Raw genomic sequence first — 17665 nt, forward strand, 5'->3', positions numbered from 1 at the left:
TCATGGCTGTCTTGTCATGCCTATACAACTTTACAGACAAAAGATGTAAAGTTTTACAGCCGCACTTCGCCACCAATTTTCTCGAATCGCAGCCCGGCATAAACAGGCTTCAACAACGCAGATGCCCAAACACTCCGGGCCGCGTTACACCCAGCGGGAGTTGAAGCCATGACTTACCAGTCCACCATTGCCGAAGCCAACACGGCCATTGGTCCTAACACCGACACGTGGAGCGGCATCGACGCGGCCAATGTGGCCCGCATGCGCCTTCAGAACCGCTTCCGCACGGGTCTCGACATTGCGCGCTATACCGCCAAGATCATGCGTCAGGACATGGCCGCCTATGATGCGGACCCGGCCAATTACACCCAGTCGCTGGGCTGCTGGCACGGGTTCATCGGTCAGCAGAAGCTGATCAGCATCAAGAAGCATTTCGGCAGCACCAAGGGCCGCTACCTCTATCTTTCGGGCTGGATGGTGGCCGCGCTGCGCAGCGAGTTTGGCCCGCTGCCCGATCAGTCGATGCATGAAAAGACCAGCGTGTCGGATCTGATCGAGGAACTTTACACCTTCCTGCGTCAGGCCGATGCCCGCGAACTGGGCGGTCTGTTCCGCGAACTTGATGCGGCGAAAGCAGCCGGCGATGCGGTCAATACCCATCGTCTCCTGCACAAGATCGACGAGTTCCAGACGCATATCGTTCCGATCATCGCGGATATCGATGCCGGTTTCGGCAATGCCGAGGCGACCTATCTGCTGGCCAAGAAGTTCATCGAGGCGGGCGCCTGCTGCATCCAGATCGAAAATCAGGTTTCGGATGAAAAGCAGTGCGGCCACCAGGACGGCAAGGTCACCGTTCCGCACGAAGACTTCCTCGCGAAGATCCGCGCGGTGCGTTACGCCTTCCTCGAACTGGGCGTTGACGATGGTGTGATCGTGGCCCGCACGGACTCGCTGGGCGCGGGGCTGACCAAGCAGATCGCCTATGTCCGCGAAAAGGGCGACATTGGTGATCAGTACAACAGCTTCCTCGACTGCGACGAAGTGACCGCCGATCAGATCACCCACGGCGACGTGCTGATCACCCGCGACGGCAAGCTGATGCGTCCCAAGCGCCTGCCCTCCAACCTGTTCCAGTTCCGCACTGGCACCGGGGAAGACCGCTGCGTTCTCGACTGCATCACCTCGCTTCAGAACGGCGCGGACCTGCTGTGGATCGAAACCGAAAAGCCGCATATCGGCCAGATCGGCGGCATGGTCAGCCGTATCCGCGAGGTGATCCCGAATGCCAAGCTGGTGTATAACAACAGCCCCAGCTTCAACTGGACGCTCAACTTCCGCCAGCAGGTGTTCGACGCCTGGGTCGAAGCGGGCAAGGATGTGTCGGCCTATGACCGCGCCCGTTTGATGAGCGTTGATTATGACGCCACCGAATTGGCCATCGAAGCCGACGAACGCATCCGCACGTTCCAGCGGGATGCGGCGGCTCAGGCGGGGATTTTCCACCACCTGATCACCCTGCCCACCTATCACACGGCGGCGCTGAGCACCGACAATCTGGCCAAGGAATATTTCGGCGAGGCTGGTATGCTGGGTTACGTCAAGGGCGTGCAGCGTCAGGAAATCCGTCAGGGCATCGCCTGCGTCAAGCACCAGAACATGTCGGGCAGCGACATTGGCGACGATCACAAGGAATATTTCTCGGGCGAAGCCGCCCTCAAGGCCGGCGGCATCCACAATACGATGAACCAGTTTGCAGCCTAAAGGCTGCGAGGGAACCAGTTTGCAGCCTAAAGGCTGCAGGAGGCGGCCCCAGTAGGCCGGGGCCGTCTCCTCCATTTCAACCCAACCCTTCTTGCATGAGGAGAAAGACGATGACGACCCAAGTTCGCGAACCCGCCCGCGCCCGCGCCGTCCTCTCGACCGAGGACTTCCGGCTCTTGCAGGAAGCGGTACTGTTCTATCTGCGCGCCCATGAGGATGCACCGGGAACCGCCAAGTTCTCGAACCTGTATCACCGGCTGGGCAGCGTGACGCGCCGATAAGAACAACAGACACAAGTTTCGTTTAGACTCCTGGGGAGGAGTTGACTTGAGGCCCGCCGGAGCGATCCGGCGGGCCTTCCTTTATGGGCCGTCCACCTTACTTTCATCATTGTCAATTACGTCCATGCTGATACACCACCGCGCGTCACGAGTTTTGCGGGGGCCACAGACATGAAAAGACGCGCATTCCTCTCCTCGGGCGCCGGTGCCGCGCTGGCGGCCGCCCTGCCTGTTGCGGCGCGGGCGGCGGGCGATGCCCCCGGCCATGCCGATGCCGATTTCGTCGCGCTGACCGACCGGATCTTTTACGAACGCCTCGCGCTTTCGCCGCAGGATGCCACCTCGATCGGGCTGGACAAGGACGAACGCGCCGCGCTGCGCTCAGAGCTGAACGACCGCAGCCAGACCGCTTTCGAGCGCCTGGTGGCCCAACACCGCCAATCGGCCGCCGCGCTGCGGGCAATCAACCCGGCCACCCTCTCGCCCACCGCGGCGCAGCAGCGCGAACTGGCGCTGTGGTATGAGGACCGCGCCATCGCCTCGGCCCGGCTCGGCATCGAGTCGGTTGAAAACCCCTATGTCATCACCCATGCCGACGGCGCCTATTTCGAAGTGCCCGATTTCCTCGACAGCCAGCACCCCGTGGCCACGAAAGAGGATGCCGAGGCCTATCTGGCGCGGCTCGATGCATTTGACCGGGCCATGGATCAGGACAGCGAGAAGCAGAAATCGCGCATCGCGCGCGGGCTGGTCGCGCCGGGCTGGTCGCTCGATATGGCGCTGGGGCAAATGCGGGGCCTGCGCGCGGCAAAGCCTGAGGAAAGCGGCATGGCCACCTCGCTGGCGCGCCGCGCGGCCAAGGCGGGGATTGCCGGCGATTGGCAGGCCCGCGCCGCCGCCATTGTCGCGGCCAAGGTCTATCCCGCGCTCGACCGCCAGATCGCCTTTGTCGAAAGCCTGAAAGGACAGACCCCGGCGGGCGACGGCATCTGGCGCGTCAAGGATGGCGAGGCGATCTATGCCGCCGCTCTGGCCGAGGCGACCACCACGAACTTTACGCCCGAAGAAATCCACAAGATCGGCCTTGCGCAGGTGGCCGACCTTTCGGCCCGGCTGGACAAGGTGCTGCGCGCCAATGGCATGACGCAGGGGACCATCGGCGCGCGTCTGGCCGCGCTCAACACCCGCCCCGATCAGCTTTATCCCAATACGGACGAGGGCCGCGCCGCGCTGCTGGCCAGCCTTAACCAGAGCGTGGCGGCGATGCAGCAAAAGCTGGGCGCGGCCTTTAACGATCCGCCCAACGATCCGCTGGAAATCCGCCGCGTGCCGGTCGAAATCCAGGACGGCGCGCCCAACGGCTATTATTACCGCGCGCCCTTCGACGGATCGCGCCCGGCGATCTATTGGATCAACCTGCGCGACACGGCCAACTGGCCCAAATACAGCCTGCCCGATCTGACCTATCATGAAGGCGTGCCGGGCCATCATCTGCAATTGTCCTATGTGCGGCGCGCGGGCAATCTGCCGCTTCTGCTGCGCAGCACGTTCAATTCGGCCTATACCGAAGGCTGGGCGCTCTATGCCGAACAGGTGGCCTATGAACTGGGCGCGCTGCCGGGGCTGGACGAGGCGGGCTATCTGCAATCGCTGCTGTTCCGCGCGACGCGACTGGTGGTCGACACTGGCATTCATACCAAGCGCTGGAGCCGCGAAGAGGCCACGCGCTATATGATGGACACCACCGGCTTTGTCCGCGGGCGCAGTCAGAGCGAGATCGAGCGCTATATCTGCATGATCGGACAGGCGTGCAGCTACAAGATCGGCCACAATGTCTGGGTGGCCCAGCGCGAAAAGGCGCAAAAGGCGCTGGGGGCCAAATTCGACATGGGCTGGTTCCATGACGTGCTGAAAGACGGCATCCTGCCGCTGGCCATGCTGGAGCGGCGGGTGGATGAACGCATCGCGGCGCGGCGCAAGGGTTAATATATTCAACCCCCGCATGGTTAACGCCGCCTAGCGCTAAATACAGGGGGTCACCGCAAGTTTCTCCCCAAACCCATCGTGTACAAGCCGCCCAACAACGAAAGGAATAAAATGGGCGCGCGCAATGGTATCCCGATGGATCGCTCGGATTGGTTTCACCGGCTGGACGAACTGGCCCAAACCATAAAAGGCGCGCAGGCCGGGCAGGAAACCACCCTGCTGCGCCTGTTCCTCGATCTGCTCGACCATGTGCCGGAAACCCTTTTGCTGCAGGGCCTGATGCCTCCGTCGCGCGATCGGATCGAGGCGGTTCTGGCCGTTGGCGCGATGGAAAGCGCGGCCATGATCCTGATGGGCGAGGACAGCGGTTTTTGCCTCTCGCGCGGGGCCGACGGCACGCCGCTGGCCTCGGTCCTGTTGCCCTATCGCTTTGAGGAAACCACCTCGGGCGGGGCCAGCATAACGCTGGCCTGCCTTGGTGCGCTGGCGGGGGCGCTCAATGGCGCGCAGGGGCAGAGGGCGGGCAGCGCCCCGTTCGACATTCCCGCCGACACGTTGCTGCATTGAAAGGCAGGGCCGCGATGGCCGGGGCCTGAATATTCTTGTCAGGGGCGGCTCGATTGTCATACCTTACAACGAAAGGTTGATAGAACCTGCGTTGAGAGGACCGCCCCCGATGTCTCTGTTTTCCATGCGCTCCGCCCTGCTGCTCACGCCGCTGCTGGCCGCCTCGCCCGCCATGGCCGCCTCTCCGGCCAAGGCAGCCCCTGCGGCCAAGTCCAGCCCCAAGGCCGAGGAGGCCTGCATGGCCATGGCGCGTGAAAATTTCGGCCCCGGCGTGGCGATCACCTCGGCGCGGATGGTGGCGGCCGGCACGATGCCGGGCGAGATGGGCGCGCCGCCGGTTGAATTACCCGCCCATTGCCGCGTCGAAGGCACGATCAACGCCCGCCAATCCAAGGGCGTAACCTATGGCATCGGCTTTGCCATCGCCATGCCCGCCAACTGGCAAGGGCGCTTTCTGCTGCAGGGCGGGGGCGGGCTGAACGGCACGATCCGCCCGCCCATCGGCGCGGCGGCCTCGGGCAAGGTGCCCGCTCTGGCGCGCGGCTTTGCCGTCATCAGCCATGACAGCGGCCACAAGGGCGCGGTTTTCAACCGGGATTTCATGGTCGACCAACGCGCCGCGCTCGATTTCGCCGAAAGCTCGGTGCGCGAAGTGGCGCTGCTGGGCAAGGCGATCACGCGGGCCTATTACCGCCGCCCGATCGCGCGCTCCTATATGGCGGGCTGCTCGACCGGCGGACGCGAAACCATGCTGGCGGCCCAGCGCTATCCCGAATTGTTCGACGGGCTGGTGATTGGCGCGCCCGCGATGCGGACGGGCAATTCCAATCTGGCCACCACCTATGCCGCCGTCACCTTCAACCAGGCCGCACCGCGCGATGAGGCCGGATTGCCGATCCCCGCGCAGATCTTTTCCGCCGCCGACCGCAAGACCATCCTTGATGGACTGTTGAACCAATGCGACGCGCTGGACGGGCGCAAGGATGGCATGATCGCCAATGTGGCCGCCTGCCATTTCCGCCCCGCCGCGTTGGTCTGCGCGCCAGGCAGCGCCCAAAACTGCCTCTCGCCGCTTCAGGCCGAAGTGCTGGAGCGCGCGTTCCAGCCCCCGCGCGACAAGGCGGGCCATGCGCTCTATTCACCCTTCCCCTATGACACGGGCATCGTGGCCACGGGCGGCGGCATTCCGGGCTTTCTGCCCACCGGCATGCAAGGCCCACTCGGCCCGCCGATCCGCGATCTGACCTTTGACCCGGACGCCCGCATCGAGGCGATCCGCGCCGATTTTGTTCAGGGGCTGACCGACACCGACCGCTGGACCAACCTGTCGGGCTTTCTGGGCCATGGCGGCAAGGTGCTGTTCTATCACGGGGTTTCCGACCCGTGGTTCTCCGCGCTCGACACATGGGATTACTGGCAACGCGCGGCTGCCGAGAACGGATCGGCCTTCACCGATGCCAGCCGGTTCTATATGGTGCCGGGCATGGGCCATTGCGGCGGGGGCAATGCGTTTGACACATTCGACCTGCTGGGCGCGGTGGTCGATTGGGTGGAAAAGGGCAGCGCGCCCGAGGCTATCGACGCCTATCGGCGGACCGGAACGGACACGATGCCGCTATGCCCCTATCCCGGTTTTGCCCGATATTCGGGCGATCCGGGCCGCTATTCCTGCGCGCCGCGTTAACCCTGCGCATTAAGGCTGGCGGTTAAGACTGGTCGCGCTCGGCCCTATAGGTCGCGCGCTGCCAGTCATGGGCCGGTTCGACCAGCTCGGGATGGTCCTTGAACGCCTCGGCGGGCGGCGGGGCCATGCCCATCGCGTCGAGCAGCACCCAGAGCGCGAATTTGCGCCCGCCTTCCTGTTCAACCCCGAAGTCCAGCGCGAGCTGTTCGCAGCCCATCGCCAGCGTGTCGGGATCGACATCGGCCAGATCCGTGGTTTTGAAATAGTGGGTGAGCAGCATGTCGAGTTCCATGGCGAGACCCTTGCGCCATCGCGCCCGGTTTGAACAGGCCCATCCGCAATTCGACCCCGTTGACACCTTGCATGGCCCTGCCCCACCCTTGGGCCGATGTCTGCAATGGAGTTTGCCATGATCGCCCGCCGCTGCCTGCTTGCTCTTGCCCTTGCGACATCGGCAATGGGGGCGGCCCCGGTTGCGGCAAAGCCTGCCGCCGTCGCTTCGGGCAAGCTGGACGCTATCCCCCGCACCGTCATCATCACCGCGTTCGAGCCGGAATGGGTGGCGTTGGAAGGCGCGGTGAAAGCTCCCAAAGCCTATCACATCAACGGGCTGACCATCCTGACAGGCAAGATGGCCGGACGCCCGGTGGTCTTGCTGCAATCGGGCGTCTCAATGGTCAATGCGGCGATGAACACGCAATTGGTGCTCGACCGGTTCAACGCGCGGCGCATCGTCTTTTCCGGCATCGCGGGCGGCATCGACCCGGCGCTGTCGGTGGGCGATGTGGTGGTGGCCGACCAATGGGCGCAATATATGGAGGTCGCGCTGGGCCGCAAAAAGGGCGATCAGTTCATCAGCCCCGACATCTATGACGACCCCGACCATCTGGCCAATTACGGCATGATGATCCCGCGCACGGTGCGTGTGGGCAATGCGGCAGAGCCCGCCCGGCGCCACCGCTGGTTTCCGGCCGATCCGGCGCTGCTGGCGCTGGCGCGCAAATCGGTGGGGGGCTTTGCGCTCGAACGCTGCCTGCCCGCCAACGAGCCCATCCCCCAGACGCGCGGCATTTCGGCCGAGGCGGGGCGCTGCCTTGACCATCAGCCGCGGGTGATGGTGGGCGGCAACGGCATTTCCGGCCCCGCCTTTGCCGACAATGCCGAATATCGCGAATATCTCTTCGCCCAGTTCAAGGCGCAGGTGCTGGACATGGAAACGGCGGCCACGGCCCATGTCGCCTATGCCAATCAGGTGCCCTTCATCGGCTTCCGCTCGCTTTCCGACCTTGCCGGCGGCGATTCCGGGCCAAACCAGTCATGGGTGTTCGGCCGCCTTGCCGCGCGCAATGCCGCCACCGTGGTGCAGCGATTTGTGGCCGCGCTTCCGGATTAAAACGCCCGATAGATCACCGGCGCGATATTGGTGAATTTGGGCAGATCGCCCATCACCTTGGGCGTCTCGACCCCGTTCAGCGCCGCATCGATCGCCTCGCTGCTTTCAAAACGCAGCAGCACCGCCCCGTGCCACGGCTGATCGCCCTGCGGCAAGAGCACCTCGGCGCTGCTCAGCCCATAAGGCGTCCAGCAGGTGCGGACCAAGGGAATATGCGTTTCGACATAGTATTCGGCGTCAAACTGCGTGCCATCCCCGACAGGATAGCTGACAACCAAAGTAGGCATGATCTTCTCCTCACCCCGCGCCCGGTTCCGCGCCGGGTCGCTTGTGTGGTGCCAACTTGCCGCAATTATCGGCAATTGGCGAATTGCCCTTTGGTCCTACGCGCTTTTGCCCGGGGCGCTATTCAATGGCGCGCAAAGCGGTTACGCTCGCGCCATCCGACATCAAAAGAGCCGTTCTGCCATGATCGAAAAGCGTTACCTCTCGGCCAATGACCTGCTTGCCGACTCCTTTCGCCTAGCCAATAAAATCCTCGATTCCGATTTCCGCCCCACCCATATCGTGGGCATCTGGCGCGGGGGGGCGCCCGTCGGCATCGCGGTGCAGGAATTGCTGGAATATCACGGCGTGATGACCGACCATATCGCGGTGCGCACGGCCAGCTATACCGGCATAGACGCGCAAAAGGACGAGGTTCAGGTCTATTCGCTGGGCTATCTGATCGACACGCTCGAGCCGACCGACAAGCTGTTGGTGATCGACGATGTGTTCGACAGCGGGCGCTCGATCGCCGCCTTCATGAAGGAACTGGCCGCGCGGTGCCGCCACAACACGCCCAGGACGATCCGCAGCGCCACCGTCTATTACAAACCGCGCCGCTCCAAGGTGGACATCAAGCCCGACTTCTACGTCTATGAGACCGACGAATGGCTGGTGTTCCCGCATGAGGTGGACGGGCTGACCAAGGAGGAAATCCGCAGACACAAGCCCGAGGCGGCGATCATCCTGCGCGAGAAATAAGGCAACCTGCGGGCGGGTGCGCGAATTTTTGCAACGCGCGGGGCAAAAATTTGCGCTTTCTCGCACAGGGCCTCCGGGGCAAAGAGGACAGGGGCAACACAGGGAGGCCAGATGAGCGGGGACATCGACGGCGCGACACTCGATGTCCTGCTGCGCGTGGCGGGATTGGCCCCGCCACAGGAATGCCGCGCCGGGATCATGGCCAATCTGGCGCTGTTGGCGCGCCATGGCGCCCATTTGCGCGAAATCGACAAGCCTATGGAAGACCCGGCCGAGTTGATCGCGCCGTGATCGACCCGCTGAACATCTTCACCACGCTCCTGCCCGATGGCCCCACGCCGGATGGCCCATTGGCGGGCACCAGCTTTGCCGCCAAGGACCTGTTCGATGTGGCGGGCCATGTCACGCTGGCGGGGTCCAGGATCAATGCCGATGACGGCAAAGTGGCCGCGCAGGACGCCACGCTGGTGGCGCGACTGAAGGCGGCGGGGTGCCGGTTGGTCGGCATGACCAACATGGACGAATATGCCTATGGTTTCGCCACGGAAAACAGTCATTACGGCACCACGCGCAACCCTCATGATCCCAGCCGCATCGCGGGCGGTTCGTCGGGCGGATCGGCGGCGGCGGTGGCGGCGGGGCTGGTCGATATTGCGCTGGGGTCGGACACCAACGGGTCGATCCGGGTGCCCGCCTCGCTCTGCGGGGTTTACGGACTGAAGCCCACCTTTGGCCGCCTGTCGCGCGCGGGGGTCTGGCCCTTTGTGCACAGCCTCGACCATGCCGGATTGTTTGCCCGGACCCCGGCGATGATGGCCGCGGCCTATGACGCAGTGCAAGGCCCCGACCCGCGCGACCCCGCGCAGGGCCAACGCCCCATCGAACCCGTAACGTTCGCCCCCGACATGCCCCCTCTGCGCGTGGGCATGCTGGGCGGATTTTTTGCGCAAGGGGCTGCCCCCGAGGCCCATGCCGCGCTCGCCCATGTGGCCGATGGGTTGGCTGGTCTGGGCTGCACCATTGCCCCCGCCCTGCTGACCGGCGCCAGTCAGGCGCGCTCGGCCGCTTTTTGCATGACCGCGATGGAGGGGGCCAGCCTGCACCGCACCGATCTGATGACGCGCCCGATGGATTTTGATCCGGCCGTGCGCGACCGGATGCTGGCCGGATTGCTGATGCCCGCCGATCTGCTGCTGGCCGCGCGGCGGGTGCGGCGGATTGTGGCCGATCAAGCCCGCGCGCTGTTTGCCGATTTCGACCTGCTGCTCTCCCCCGCCACGCCATGCAGCGCCCCGCGCATCGGCGAAGCCACCATCGAGATCGAGGGCCAACAGGTCCCCGTCCGCGCAAATCTGGGCATGTTTTGTCAGCCGATCAGCTTTATCGGCCTGCCCGCGATCTCCGTCCCCGCGCTGGCAGATACGCCTTTGCCGATTGGCGTCCAGATGATCGCGCCCGCATGGGCCGAGGCGCGCCTGATCGACACCGCCCACCACCTTCACCGCGCCGGGATCACCGGCACCACAGGACCCACGCCATGAGCCTCGCATCCACGCTCGACCGCCATTTCGCGCTATCCGAAAGGGGCACCTCGATCCGCACCGAGGTGCTGGCCGGGGCAACGACTTTCCTGACCATGGCCTATATCATTCTGGTCAATCCCTCGATCCTCGGGCTGGCCGGAATGCCGGTGGCGGGCGTGGCGGCGGCCACCTGTTTTGCCGCTGCTTTTGCCAGCATATTGATGGGCATGATCGCCAACACGCCCCTCGCGCTGGCGCCGGGCATGGGGCTGAATGCGTATTTCAGCTTTACCGTGGTCCAGTCGATGCATGTGCCATGGCCGGTGGCGCTGGGCTGCGTGTTTGTTTCGGGGGCGATTTTCCTGATCCTGACGCTGGCAGGGATACGCCAGATGATCGTGGCGGCGATCCCGTCGCACCTGTTTGCGGCGGTGGCGGCGGGGATCGGGCTGTTCATCGGGCTGATCGGCCTTAAAAACGGCGGCCTTGTCGTCAACAGCCCGGCCACGGGTCTGGCGCTGGGCAATCTGCATGAAACCGGGCCGATATTGGCGATTGTCGGCCTTGTGCTGGTGGTGGCGCTGCATGTGTGGCGGGTGAATGCGGCGATCCTGATCGCCATTGCGGCCACCACGGTTCTGGCATGGATCGCGGGCGCGGTCAGTTTCGATGTTAAACCCTATTCCATCGCGGCGATGACCGAGACGGTGGGCAAGCTCGATCTTGGCGGCGTGTTCGGCTTTGGCGGCAAGGCGGGGCTGGGGATTTTCGAGATCCTTTTCGTGTTCCTCTTCGTCGATCTGTTCGACAATCTGGGCACGCTGATGGCGGTCACGCGCCGAGCAGGCTTGATCGAACCGGCGGGCAATATTCCGGGGCTTAACCGGATGCTGGTGGCCGATTCGCTGGCCACGATGGTGGGCGCGGTGGCGGGCACCTCGACCGTCACCTCCTATGTCGAAAGCGCCAGCGGGGTCGAGGTCGGTGGGCGCACCGGGTTGACGGCGATTGTCACGGGCGTGCTGTTTCTGGCCGCGATGTTTGTCGCCCCCTATGCGCAACTGGTGCCCGGCGCGGCCACGGCGCCCGCGCTGATCCTTGTCGGCGCGCTGATGATGGCGCCGCTGGCCGATGTGGAATGGACCGATCCGGAGGATGCGATCCCCGCTTTCCTGACGCTAGCGGGCATTCCCCTCACCTTTTCCATCGCCAACGGCCTGGCCTTCGGCATTGCCGCCCATGCTCTTATCAAGCTGGTGCGGGGCAAGATCACGCGGAAAGACTGGCTGCTGCTGGTGCTGGCGGGGCTGTTCATCGCACGCTTTGTCTGGCTGTCGGGGGCGGCGTGATGCAGACGGCCAAGGAGACGGCACGCGGCGAAGGGGGCATCGTCACCGCGCCCCATTATCTGGCATCGCGCGCTGGTCTGTCGGTGTTGCAGGACGGCGGAACGGCGGTCGAGGCCTGCGTCGCGGTGGCGGCCGCGCTTGCCGTTGTCTATCCGCATATGACGGGAATCGGCGGCGATGGCTTCTGGGTGATCCGCGAGGGCGATGGGCGCGTTCATGGCATCCACGGCTGCGGCGGGGCGGCGGAAAAGGCGGATCTTTCGCTCTATGCGGGGCTGGACGCCGTGCCATGGCGCGGGCCGCTGGCGGCCAACACCGTGGCGGGCACGATCAGCGGTTGGCAGGCCGCGCTGCAAAGCGATGACGGATCATTGCCATTGGAGCGCCTGCTGCGTGATGCCATCGCCCATGCCGAAGCGGGCGTGGCGGTAACGCGCGGCGGGGCGGAGATTGCCGCCGCCAAAGGGCCGGAATTGCGCATCCAGCCGGGCGCTTATGCATCAGTGTTCGAACCCGATGGCCGGCCCCTGCGCGAGGGCGATGTTCTGCGCCAGCCCTTGCTGGCCGCAACCCTGCGCCGCCTGTGCGAGGAAGGTCTGGAGAGTTTCTATCACGGCGCGCTGGCCGCCGATATTGCCGCCGATCTAGCCGCGCTGGGCAGCCCGGTTTCGGCCTCCGACATGGCCGCGCACCGGCCCGCGCGCCCCGCCCCGCCTCATGTGCGGACCAGCCATGGCACGCTGTATAACGCCGCCCCGCCGACGCAGGGGATGGCCTCGCTGCTGATCCTCGCGCTGTTCGACCGGTTGCAGAAAGGCCAATGCGATGGGTTCGACCATATCCACGGCCTTGTCGAGGCCACCAAACAGGCCTTCCTCTGGCGCGACCGGCATTGCGGCGATCCGCAATATATGGAGAGCGATCCGCAAGACCTGCTGGACGATGCAGGCGCTCTGGACGCGATGGCCGCGCGCATCGATCCGGCCCACGCCCTGCCCTGGCCCCAGCCCAGCCAGTGGGGCGACACCTGCTGGTTCGCCGCCGCCGATGGAAGGGGACAGGTCGTCTCCTGCATCCAGAGCACCTATTTCGAATTTGGCTCCGGCCTCGTCCTGCCGCGCAGCGGAATCACATGGCAGAACCGGGGCGCCTCCTTCCGTCTGGCCGAAACCGGATGGAATGCGCTGCGCCCCTTTCGCAAGCCGTTCCACACGCTCAATCCTGCCCTCGCCCTGTTCGAGGATGGCCGGGTGATGGCCTATGGCACGATGGGCGGCGAGGGCCAGCCCCAGACGCAGGCGGCGATCTTTTCCCGCTATGCCCGCTATGGCATGGATTTGCAGGATGCGATTTCCGCCCCGCGCTGGCTGCTGGGCCGGACATGGGGCGATCCATCCACCACGCTCAAGATCGAGGACGGCTTTGCACCCGAGGTCTATGACGCGCTGATCGCGGCGGGCCATGATGTCGAGCGCGTCGGTCCGATCACGGCGATGATGGGCCATGCGGGCGCGATCGTGCGCCACCCTGATGGCGGGGTCGAAGGCGCAACCGACCCGCGCAGCGATGGCGAGGCATCCGCATGGTAGGCGGGGCAAGAGCAGTTGCCCGCTGCGAGGCTTTGGGCCGCGCCCCCTTTTCCGACATGGAGGGCGGGCTGTATCGCGCATGGCTGAGCCCCGCCTATCGTGCCGCGCGTGAACAACTGGCGGCGTGGATGACGCAAGCGGGCATGACCGCGCGCACCGATGCGGCCGCCAATCTGATCGGGCGCTATCCCGGTATGCGCGATCTGCCCCCCCTCATCATCGCCAGCCATTTGGACAGTGTGCGTGATGGCGGGTTTTACGATGGACCTTTGGGCATCATGCTGGGGGTGGAATGCGTGGCGGCGCTCTCGGCCTCCGGGCGGCATATGCCCTTTCCTATCGAGATCATCGCCTTTGGCGACGAGGAGGGCAGCCGCTTTCCCGCCGCGATGCTGACCAGCAAGGCGGTGGCGGGAATTTTGGGCGAGGTGCCGGATATGGCCGATGCCAAGGGCGTCACGCTTGCGCAGGCTCTGGCCGATTATGGCCTGATGCCCGATGGGCTTGCCGATGCGCGGCATCCCGGCGCGCTGGCCTATCTGGAGGCGCATATCGAGCAAGGCCCGGTGCTGGAGGCTGAGGGGCTGGCGCTGGGGGTCGTCACGGGGATTGCCGCGCAATTGCGCTACGGCATGGTGGTGCGCGGTCTGGCGGGCCATGCCGGGACCAGTTCGATGCCGCTGCGCCGCGATGCTTTGGCCGGGGCGGCGCAAATGGTGCTGGCGGTGGAGGCCATCGCGCGGGCGGATGACAGCGATCTGGTCGCCACAGTGGGCCGGATCGAGGCGCTGCCGGGCGCGGCCAATGTCATTGCGGGCGAGGTGCGCTTTACGCTTGATGTGCGTTCGGGCGATGCGGCGCGGCGCAACCGGGCGGCTGAGGCGATCCTCGACGCGATGGTCGATATTGCCGATGCGCGCGGGCTGGATTTGGAATTTGAGCGCGTCCACGATCTGCCCGCCAGCCCATGCGACGGGCGGCTGATGGATCTGCTGGAGAGCGCCTTGGTGGAAAACGGCCATGCGGCGCGGCGGCTGGTGTCGGGCGCGGGGCATGATGCGATGGTGATGGCGCAATTATGCCCCACCGCGATGCTCTTCATCCGCTGCCGCGACGGCATCAGCCACAATCCCGCCGAACATGTCGAGCCCGCCGATGCCGAGGCGGCGCTGGCCGTGATGCTGGGCTTTATCGAGAAAATGGGAGCGACCTATGCTTGATCCGCTGCTCTTTGGCGAGATTGACCCGCCGCAGCGTCTGCTGATGGGGCCGGGGCCGGTCAATGCCCATCCGCGCGTGCTGCGCGCGATGAGCGCGGATCTGCTGGGCCAGTTCGACCCGGAAATGACCGAATATATGAATCAGGTGATGGCGCTCTATCGCCCGGTCTTCGGCACGGCCAACCGCTGGACCATGCTGGTGGACGGCACCGCGCGCGCGGGAATCGAGGCGGCGCTGGTCAGCCTGATCCAGCCTGGCGAGACGGCGCTGGTGGTCAATTTCGGGCGCTTCGGTCTGCTCTTGCAGGAGATCCTGACGCGGATCGGGGCGAGGTTTGAAACCGTCGATGCGCCATGGGGCGAGGTGGTGCCGATGGAGGCGATCCGCGAGGCCGCGATCCGGCACAGACCGGCGCTGATCTGCAGCGTGCATGGCGATACGTCCACCACAATGGCCCAGCCTCTGGACGGGATCGGCGCGATCGCCAAAGAGGTCGGCGCGCTGACCTATATTGATGCCACCGCGACGATCGGCGGCATGGAAATCGCCGCCGATCGCTGGGGCGTCGATGTCATCACGGGGGGCCTGCAAAAGTGTCTGGGCGGGCCATCGGGCAGCGCGCCGATCACCATTTCGGACGCGGCGGCCGACAAGATCTTCGCCCGCCGTCATGATGAAAAGGGCATCCGCGCCGCAGATGCCGTCGATGGCCAAGGGCCGCGCATCGGCTCAAACTATTTCGATCTGGCCATGGTGATGGATTACTGGGGCGAGAAGCGGCTGAACCATCACACCGAGGCGACCAGCATGCTTTATGGCGCGCGCGAATGCGCCCGCGTGGCGCTGGGCGAAGGGCTGGAGGCGCGGTATCGCCGCCACCGCGCGGCGGGCGCGGCGATGAGCGCCGGGCTGCGCGCAATGGGCCTGACGCTGTTTGGCGATGATGCCCACCGCATGACCAATGTCACGGGCGTTTACATCCCCGATGGCGTCGATGGCGAGGCGATCCGCACGGCCATGCGCCGGGATTTCGAGATCGAAATCGGCACCGCCTTTGGCCCGCTGGCCGGGCGGATATGGCGGCTGGGCGCGATGGGCTATAATGCCATGAAGCATAAGGTGCTGATAACGCTGGCCGCGCTGGAGGCTTGCCTGAATGCGCAGGGGTGCCAAACCCCGATGGGGGCGGCCGTGCCTGCTGCCCTCGCCGCTTGGGACGATGCCCAATGAGCCGCGACCTCATCGGCTATGGCGCAACGCCCCCCGATGCCGGGTGGCCGGGCGGCGCGCGGGTCGCGGTCAATTTCGTCATCAATTACGAGGAAGGCGCGGAAAACAGCCCGCTTTACGGCGATGAACTCTCCGAAGGCTTCCTGTCCGACATGGTGGGCGCGGCGCGCCACCCGGCCCGCGCGATGGCGATGGAAAGCCTCTATGAATATGGCAGCCGTGCCGGTTTCTGGCGGCTCCACCGGCTGTTTACCGATCGCGGCGCGCCCGTCACCGTGTTTGGCGTGGCCGCCGCGATGGAACAGCACCCGGCGGCGGTGGACGCCATGCTGAAGGCCGGGTGGGAGGTGGCGACCCATGGCTACCGCTGGATAGACTACCAATATATCGCCCCGGAAATCGAGGCCGAGCATATCGCCAAGGCCATCGCCATCCACACAAGCCTGACCGGAGAGCGTCCCCTCGGCTGGTATCAGGGGCGCACCAGCCCCAACACCGCACGCCTCGTCGCGCAGGAGGGCGGGTTTCTTTACGATGCCGATTCCTATGCCGACGATCTGCCCTATTGGGATGACAAATACGGGCGGGCGCAGCTTATCGTGCCCTACAGCCTTGATGCCAATGACATGAAGATGGTCGCGCTCAATGGCTTTACGGAAGGGCAGCAGTTCTTCCGATATTTGCGCGACACATTCGACCAACTGGCACAGGAAGGCGGGCGGATGATGAGCATCGGCCTGCATGGGCGGATCGCGGGGCGGCCGGGCCGGGCGCGGGCGGTGGCGCGCTTCCTCGACCATGTGATGGAGAGCGGCGCGGCATGGATCACCACGCGGCGCGAGATTGCCCGCCACTGGATCGCCACCCACCCCTATGGAGGCGGCGCATGACCATCGACGATCCGGTCGTGCTGGCCGAAGTGACTTCGGCGTTTCATGAATATGAGCGCGCCCTGATGGCGGATGACATTCCCGCGATGGACGCGCTGTTTCACGATGCGCCCACCACCAACCGCTATGGCGTGGGCGAGGTTCTGTACGGCATCGAGGAAATCCGCGAGTTTCGCAAAGGACGCGGCGGATCGCCCCAGCGGCGGCTGGGGCGCGTCTCGATCACCACCTATGGCGATGCTTTCGCCACCGCCGATGCGGAATTTTTCCGCGAAGGATCGGATCGCCGCGGGCGGCAGACGCAGGCTTGGGTCAAATTCCCCGATGGCTGGAAAGTCGTCTCGGCCCATGTCAGCCTGGAAGGGAATTCGCATTGAGCGCCCTGTTTGAACATTCGCCATGGGTGGAGGAGCGCGCCGATGCCGCGCCATCATCGGGCGACCGTCATGCCGATCTGATGGCGGTGGTCCATGCCGCCAGCCGCGCCGAGCAACTGGCCCTGATCCGCGCCCATCCCGAACTGGCGGGCAAGGCGGCCATCGACGGCACTTTGACGCAGGCCAGCGCCGCCGAACAGGCCAGCGCCGGGCTGGACCGTTTGACGCCTGAGGAATATGCCCGGTTCCATGCGCTCAACGCCGCCTATCGCGCCGCCCATGATATGCCCTTCATCATCTGCGTGCGGCTGACCGACAAGGCTGGTATATTGGCCGCGATGGAGGAACGCGCCGCCCACGATACCGAGACGGAAATCGCCGCCGCGCTGGCCGAAATCGGCAAGATCACCAAATTGCGGCTGGAGGATCAGCCATGAGCAGCCTTTCGACACATGTTCTCGACACGATGCACGGCACGCCGGCCGCAGGCATGGCGGTGCGGCTGACCGGGCCGCACGGGCTGGCGGCGCAGGGAGTGACCAATGAGGACGGGCGTGTGGCCAATCTGGCCCCGGCCGATCTGGCGCCGGGGCGCTATCGGTTGAGCTTTGCCGTGGCGGATTATTTCCGGGGCCGGGGCGTGGCCCTGCTCGATCCGCCGTTTCTGGACGAAGTTTCCATCGATTTCGGCATAGCCCAAAGCAGCGGGGCCGAACGCGGCGGGCATTACCATGTGCCGCTGCTCGTCTCGCCCTTTTCCTATTCCACCTATCGCGGGAGTTGAG

Annotated in this window: 19 protein-coding genes and 1 pseudogene; 18 read left to right on the forward strand and 2 right to left on the reverse strand. The window is 65.1% G+C overall.

All coding sequences use genetic code 11. From position 1 onward, the window contains the following. Window positions 1-168 precede the first annotated feature (168 nt). From PQ457_RS14025 to PQ457_RS22240, 6 genes and pseudogenes are all read left to right on the forward strand, one after another. Complete coding sequence (locus PQ457_RS14025; RefSeq protein ID WP_273617421.1) at window positions 169-1764, forward strand: isocitrate lyase; 1596 nt, start codon at window positions 169-171, stop codon at window positions 1762-1764. Window positions 1765-1874: 110 nt separating this feature from the next. Beyond that, complete coding sequence (locus PQ457_RS14030) at window positions 1875-2045, forward strand: hypothetical protein (protein WP_168604178.1); 171 nt, start codon at window positions 1875-1877, stop codon at window positions 2043-2045. 171 nt (window positions 2046-2216) lie between these two features. Then, on the forward strand, window positions 2217-4031 hold the full coding sequence (locus tag PQ457_RS14035) for a DUF885 domain-containing protein (RefSeq protein ID WP_273617422.1): 1815 nt from the start codon (window positions 2217-2219) through the stop codon (window positions 4029-4031). Window positions 4032-4142: 111 nt separating this feature from the next. Beyond that, entirely contained in the window at window positions 4143-4598 is a 456-nt protein-coding gene (locus PQ457_RS14040; protein ID WP_273617423.1) for a hypothetical protein, read from the forward strand. Window positions 4599-4920: 322 nt separating this feature from the next. Next, a pseudogene (locus PQ457_RS22235) lies at window positions 4921-5703 on the forward strand (tannase/feruloyl esterase family alpha/beta hydrolase); the annotation flags it as partial. Window positions 5704-5805: 102 nt separating this feature from the next. Continuing rightward, complete coding sequence (locus tag PQ457_RS22240; protein ID WP_420540989.1) at window positions 5806-6282, forward strand: tannase/feruloyl esterase family alpha/beta hydrolase; 477 nt, start codon at window positions 5806-5808, stop codon at window positions 6280-6282. A 22-nt stretch (window positions 6283-6304) separates the two neighbouring features. Here the strand turns inward: PQ457_RS22240 and PQ457_RS14050 are convergent, their stop codons facing one another. Next, the gene (locus tag PQ457_RS14050) at window positions 6305-6574 is read right to left on the reverse strand and encodes a hypothetical protein (protein WP_273617425.1); all 270 of its coding nucleotides are present in this window, start codon (window positions 6572-6574) and stop codon (window positions 6305-6307) included. A gap of 165 nt (window positions 6575-6739) precedes the next feature. Between PQ457_RS14050 and PQ457_RS14055 the strand changes: the two genes are divergently transcribed. Further along, window positions 6740-7675 carry a 5'-methylthioadenosine/S-adenosylhomocysteine nucleosidase gene (locus PQ457_RS14055; RefSeq protein WP_273619339.1) on the forward strand — a complete coding sequence of 312 codons (936 nt, stop codon included), beginning with the start codon at window positions 6740-6742 and terminating at the stop codon, window positions 7673-7675. On the opposite strand, the gene PQ457_RS14060 is transcribed toward PQ457_RS14055, so the two are convergent. Further along, complete coding sequence (locus tag PQ457_RS14060) at window positions 7672-7962, reverse strand: EthD family reductase (RefSeq protein ID WP_273617426.1); 291 nt, start codon at window positions 7960-7962, stop codon at window positions 7672-7674. The two genes, PQ457_RS14055 and PQ457_RS14060, sit on opposite strands and share 4 nt — an antisense overlap. Before the next feature lie 181 nt (window positions 7963-8143). Between PQ457_RS14060 and PQ457_RS14065 the strand changes: the two genes are divergently transcribed. The 11 genes from PQ457_RS14065 to uraH all read left to right on the forward strand — a co-directional run bounded on the left by PQ457_RS14065 (window position 8144) and on the right by uraH (window position 17664). Beyond that, a complete protein-coding gene (locus tag PQ457_RS14065) occupies window positions 8144-8701 on the forward strand; it encodes a phosphoribosyltransferase (RefSeq protein ID WP_273617427.1) in 558 nt (185 codons plus the stop codon). A gap of 111 nt (window positions 8702-8812) precedes the next feature. Then, window positions 8813-8992 carry a hypothetical protein gene (locus tag PQ457_RS14070; RefSeq protein WP_273617428.1) on the forward strand — a complete coding sequence of 60 codons (180 nt, stop codon included), beginning with the start codon at window positions 8813-8815 and terminating at the stop codon, window positions 8990-8992. Next, the gene (locus tag PQ457_RS14075; RefSeq protein ID WP_273617429.1) at window positions 8989-10242 is read left to right on the forward strand and encodes an AtzE family amidohydrolase; all 1254 of its coding nucleotides are present in this window, start codon (window positions 8989-8991) and stop codon (window positions 10240-10242) included. Before PQ457_RS14070 ends, PQ457_RS14075 begins: the two co-directional genes overlap by 4 nt. Next, window positions 10239-11573: an NCS2 family permease gene (locus PQ457_RS14080; RefSeq protein ID WP_273617430.1), complete on the forward strand. Its 1335-nt coding sequence runs from the start codon at window positions 10239-10241 to the stop codon at window positions 11571-11573. Before PQ457_RS14075 ends, PQ457_RS14080 begins: the two co-directional genes overlap by 4 nt. Beyond that, window positions 11573-13162 (forward strand): gamma-glutamyltransferase family protein, encoded by a 1590-nt coding sequence (locus PQ457_RS14085; protein ID WP_273617431.1) that lies wholly within the window; start codon window positions 11573-11575, stop codon window positions 13160-13162. Before PQ457_RS14080 ends, PQ457_RS14085 begins: the two co-directional genes overlap by 1 nt. Further along, window positions 13156-14382: an allantoate amidohydrolase gene (locus PQ457_RS14090; RefSeq protein WP_273617432.1), complete on the forward strand. Its 1227-nt coding sequence runs from the start codon at window positions 13156-13158 to the stop codon at window positions 14380-14382. Before PQ457_RS14085 ends, PQ457_RS14090 begins: the two co-directional genes overlap by 7 nt. After that, the gene (locus PQ457_RS14095; protein WP_273617433.1) at window positions 14375-15613 is read left to right on the forward strand and encodes a pyridoxal-phosphate-dependent aminotransferase family protein; all 1239 of its coding nucleotides are present in this window, start codon (window positions 14375-14377) and stop codon (window positions 15611-15613) included. Before PQ457_RS14090 ends, PQ457_RS14095 begins: the two co-directional genes overlap by 8 nt. Then, entirely contained in the window at window positions 15610-16503 is an 894-nt protein-coding gene (puuE, locus tag PQ457_RS14100; protein ID WP_273617434.1) for an allantoinase PuuE, read from the forward strand. The genes PQ457_RS14095 and puuE overlap by 4 nt, the downstream gene beginning before the upstream one ends. Then, window positions 16500-16880 (forward strand): oxalurate catabolism protein HpxZ, encoded by a 381-nt coding sequence (hpxZ, locus tag PQ457_RS14105; RefSeq protein ID WP_273617435.1) that lies wholly within the window; start codon window positions 16500-16502, stop codon window positions 16878-16880. Before puuE ends, hpxZ begins: the two co-directional genes overlap by 4 nt. Beyond that, window positions 16877-17317: a 2-oxo-4-hydroxy-4-carboxy-5-ureidoimidazoline decarboxylase gene (uraD, locus tag PQ457_RS14110; protein WP_273617436.1), complete on the forward strand. Its 441-nt coding sequence runs from the start codon at window positions 16877-16879 to the stop codon at window positions 17315-17317. Before hpxZ ends, uraD begins: the two co-directional genes overlap by 4 nt. Beyond that, window positions 17314-17664, forward strand: coding sequence for a hydroxyisourate hydrolase (gene uraH / locus PQ457_RS14115; protein ID WP_273617437.1), 351 nt, complete (start codon window positions 17314-17316; stop codon window positions 17662-17664). Before uraD ends, uraH begins: the two co-directional genes overlap by 4 nt. The last annotated feature ends 1 nt before the right edge of the window (window position 17665 follow it).

It is taken from the genome of Novosphingobium humi (assembly GCF_028607105.1).
In the GTDB taxonomy this organism is placed as follows: Bacteria; Pseudomonadota; Alphaproteobacteria; order Sphingomonadales; family Sphingomonadaceae; genus Novosphingobium; species Novosphingobium humi.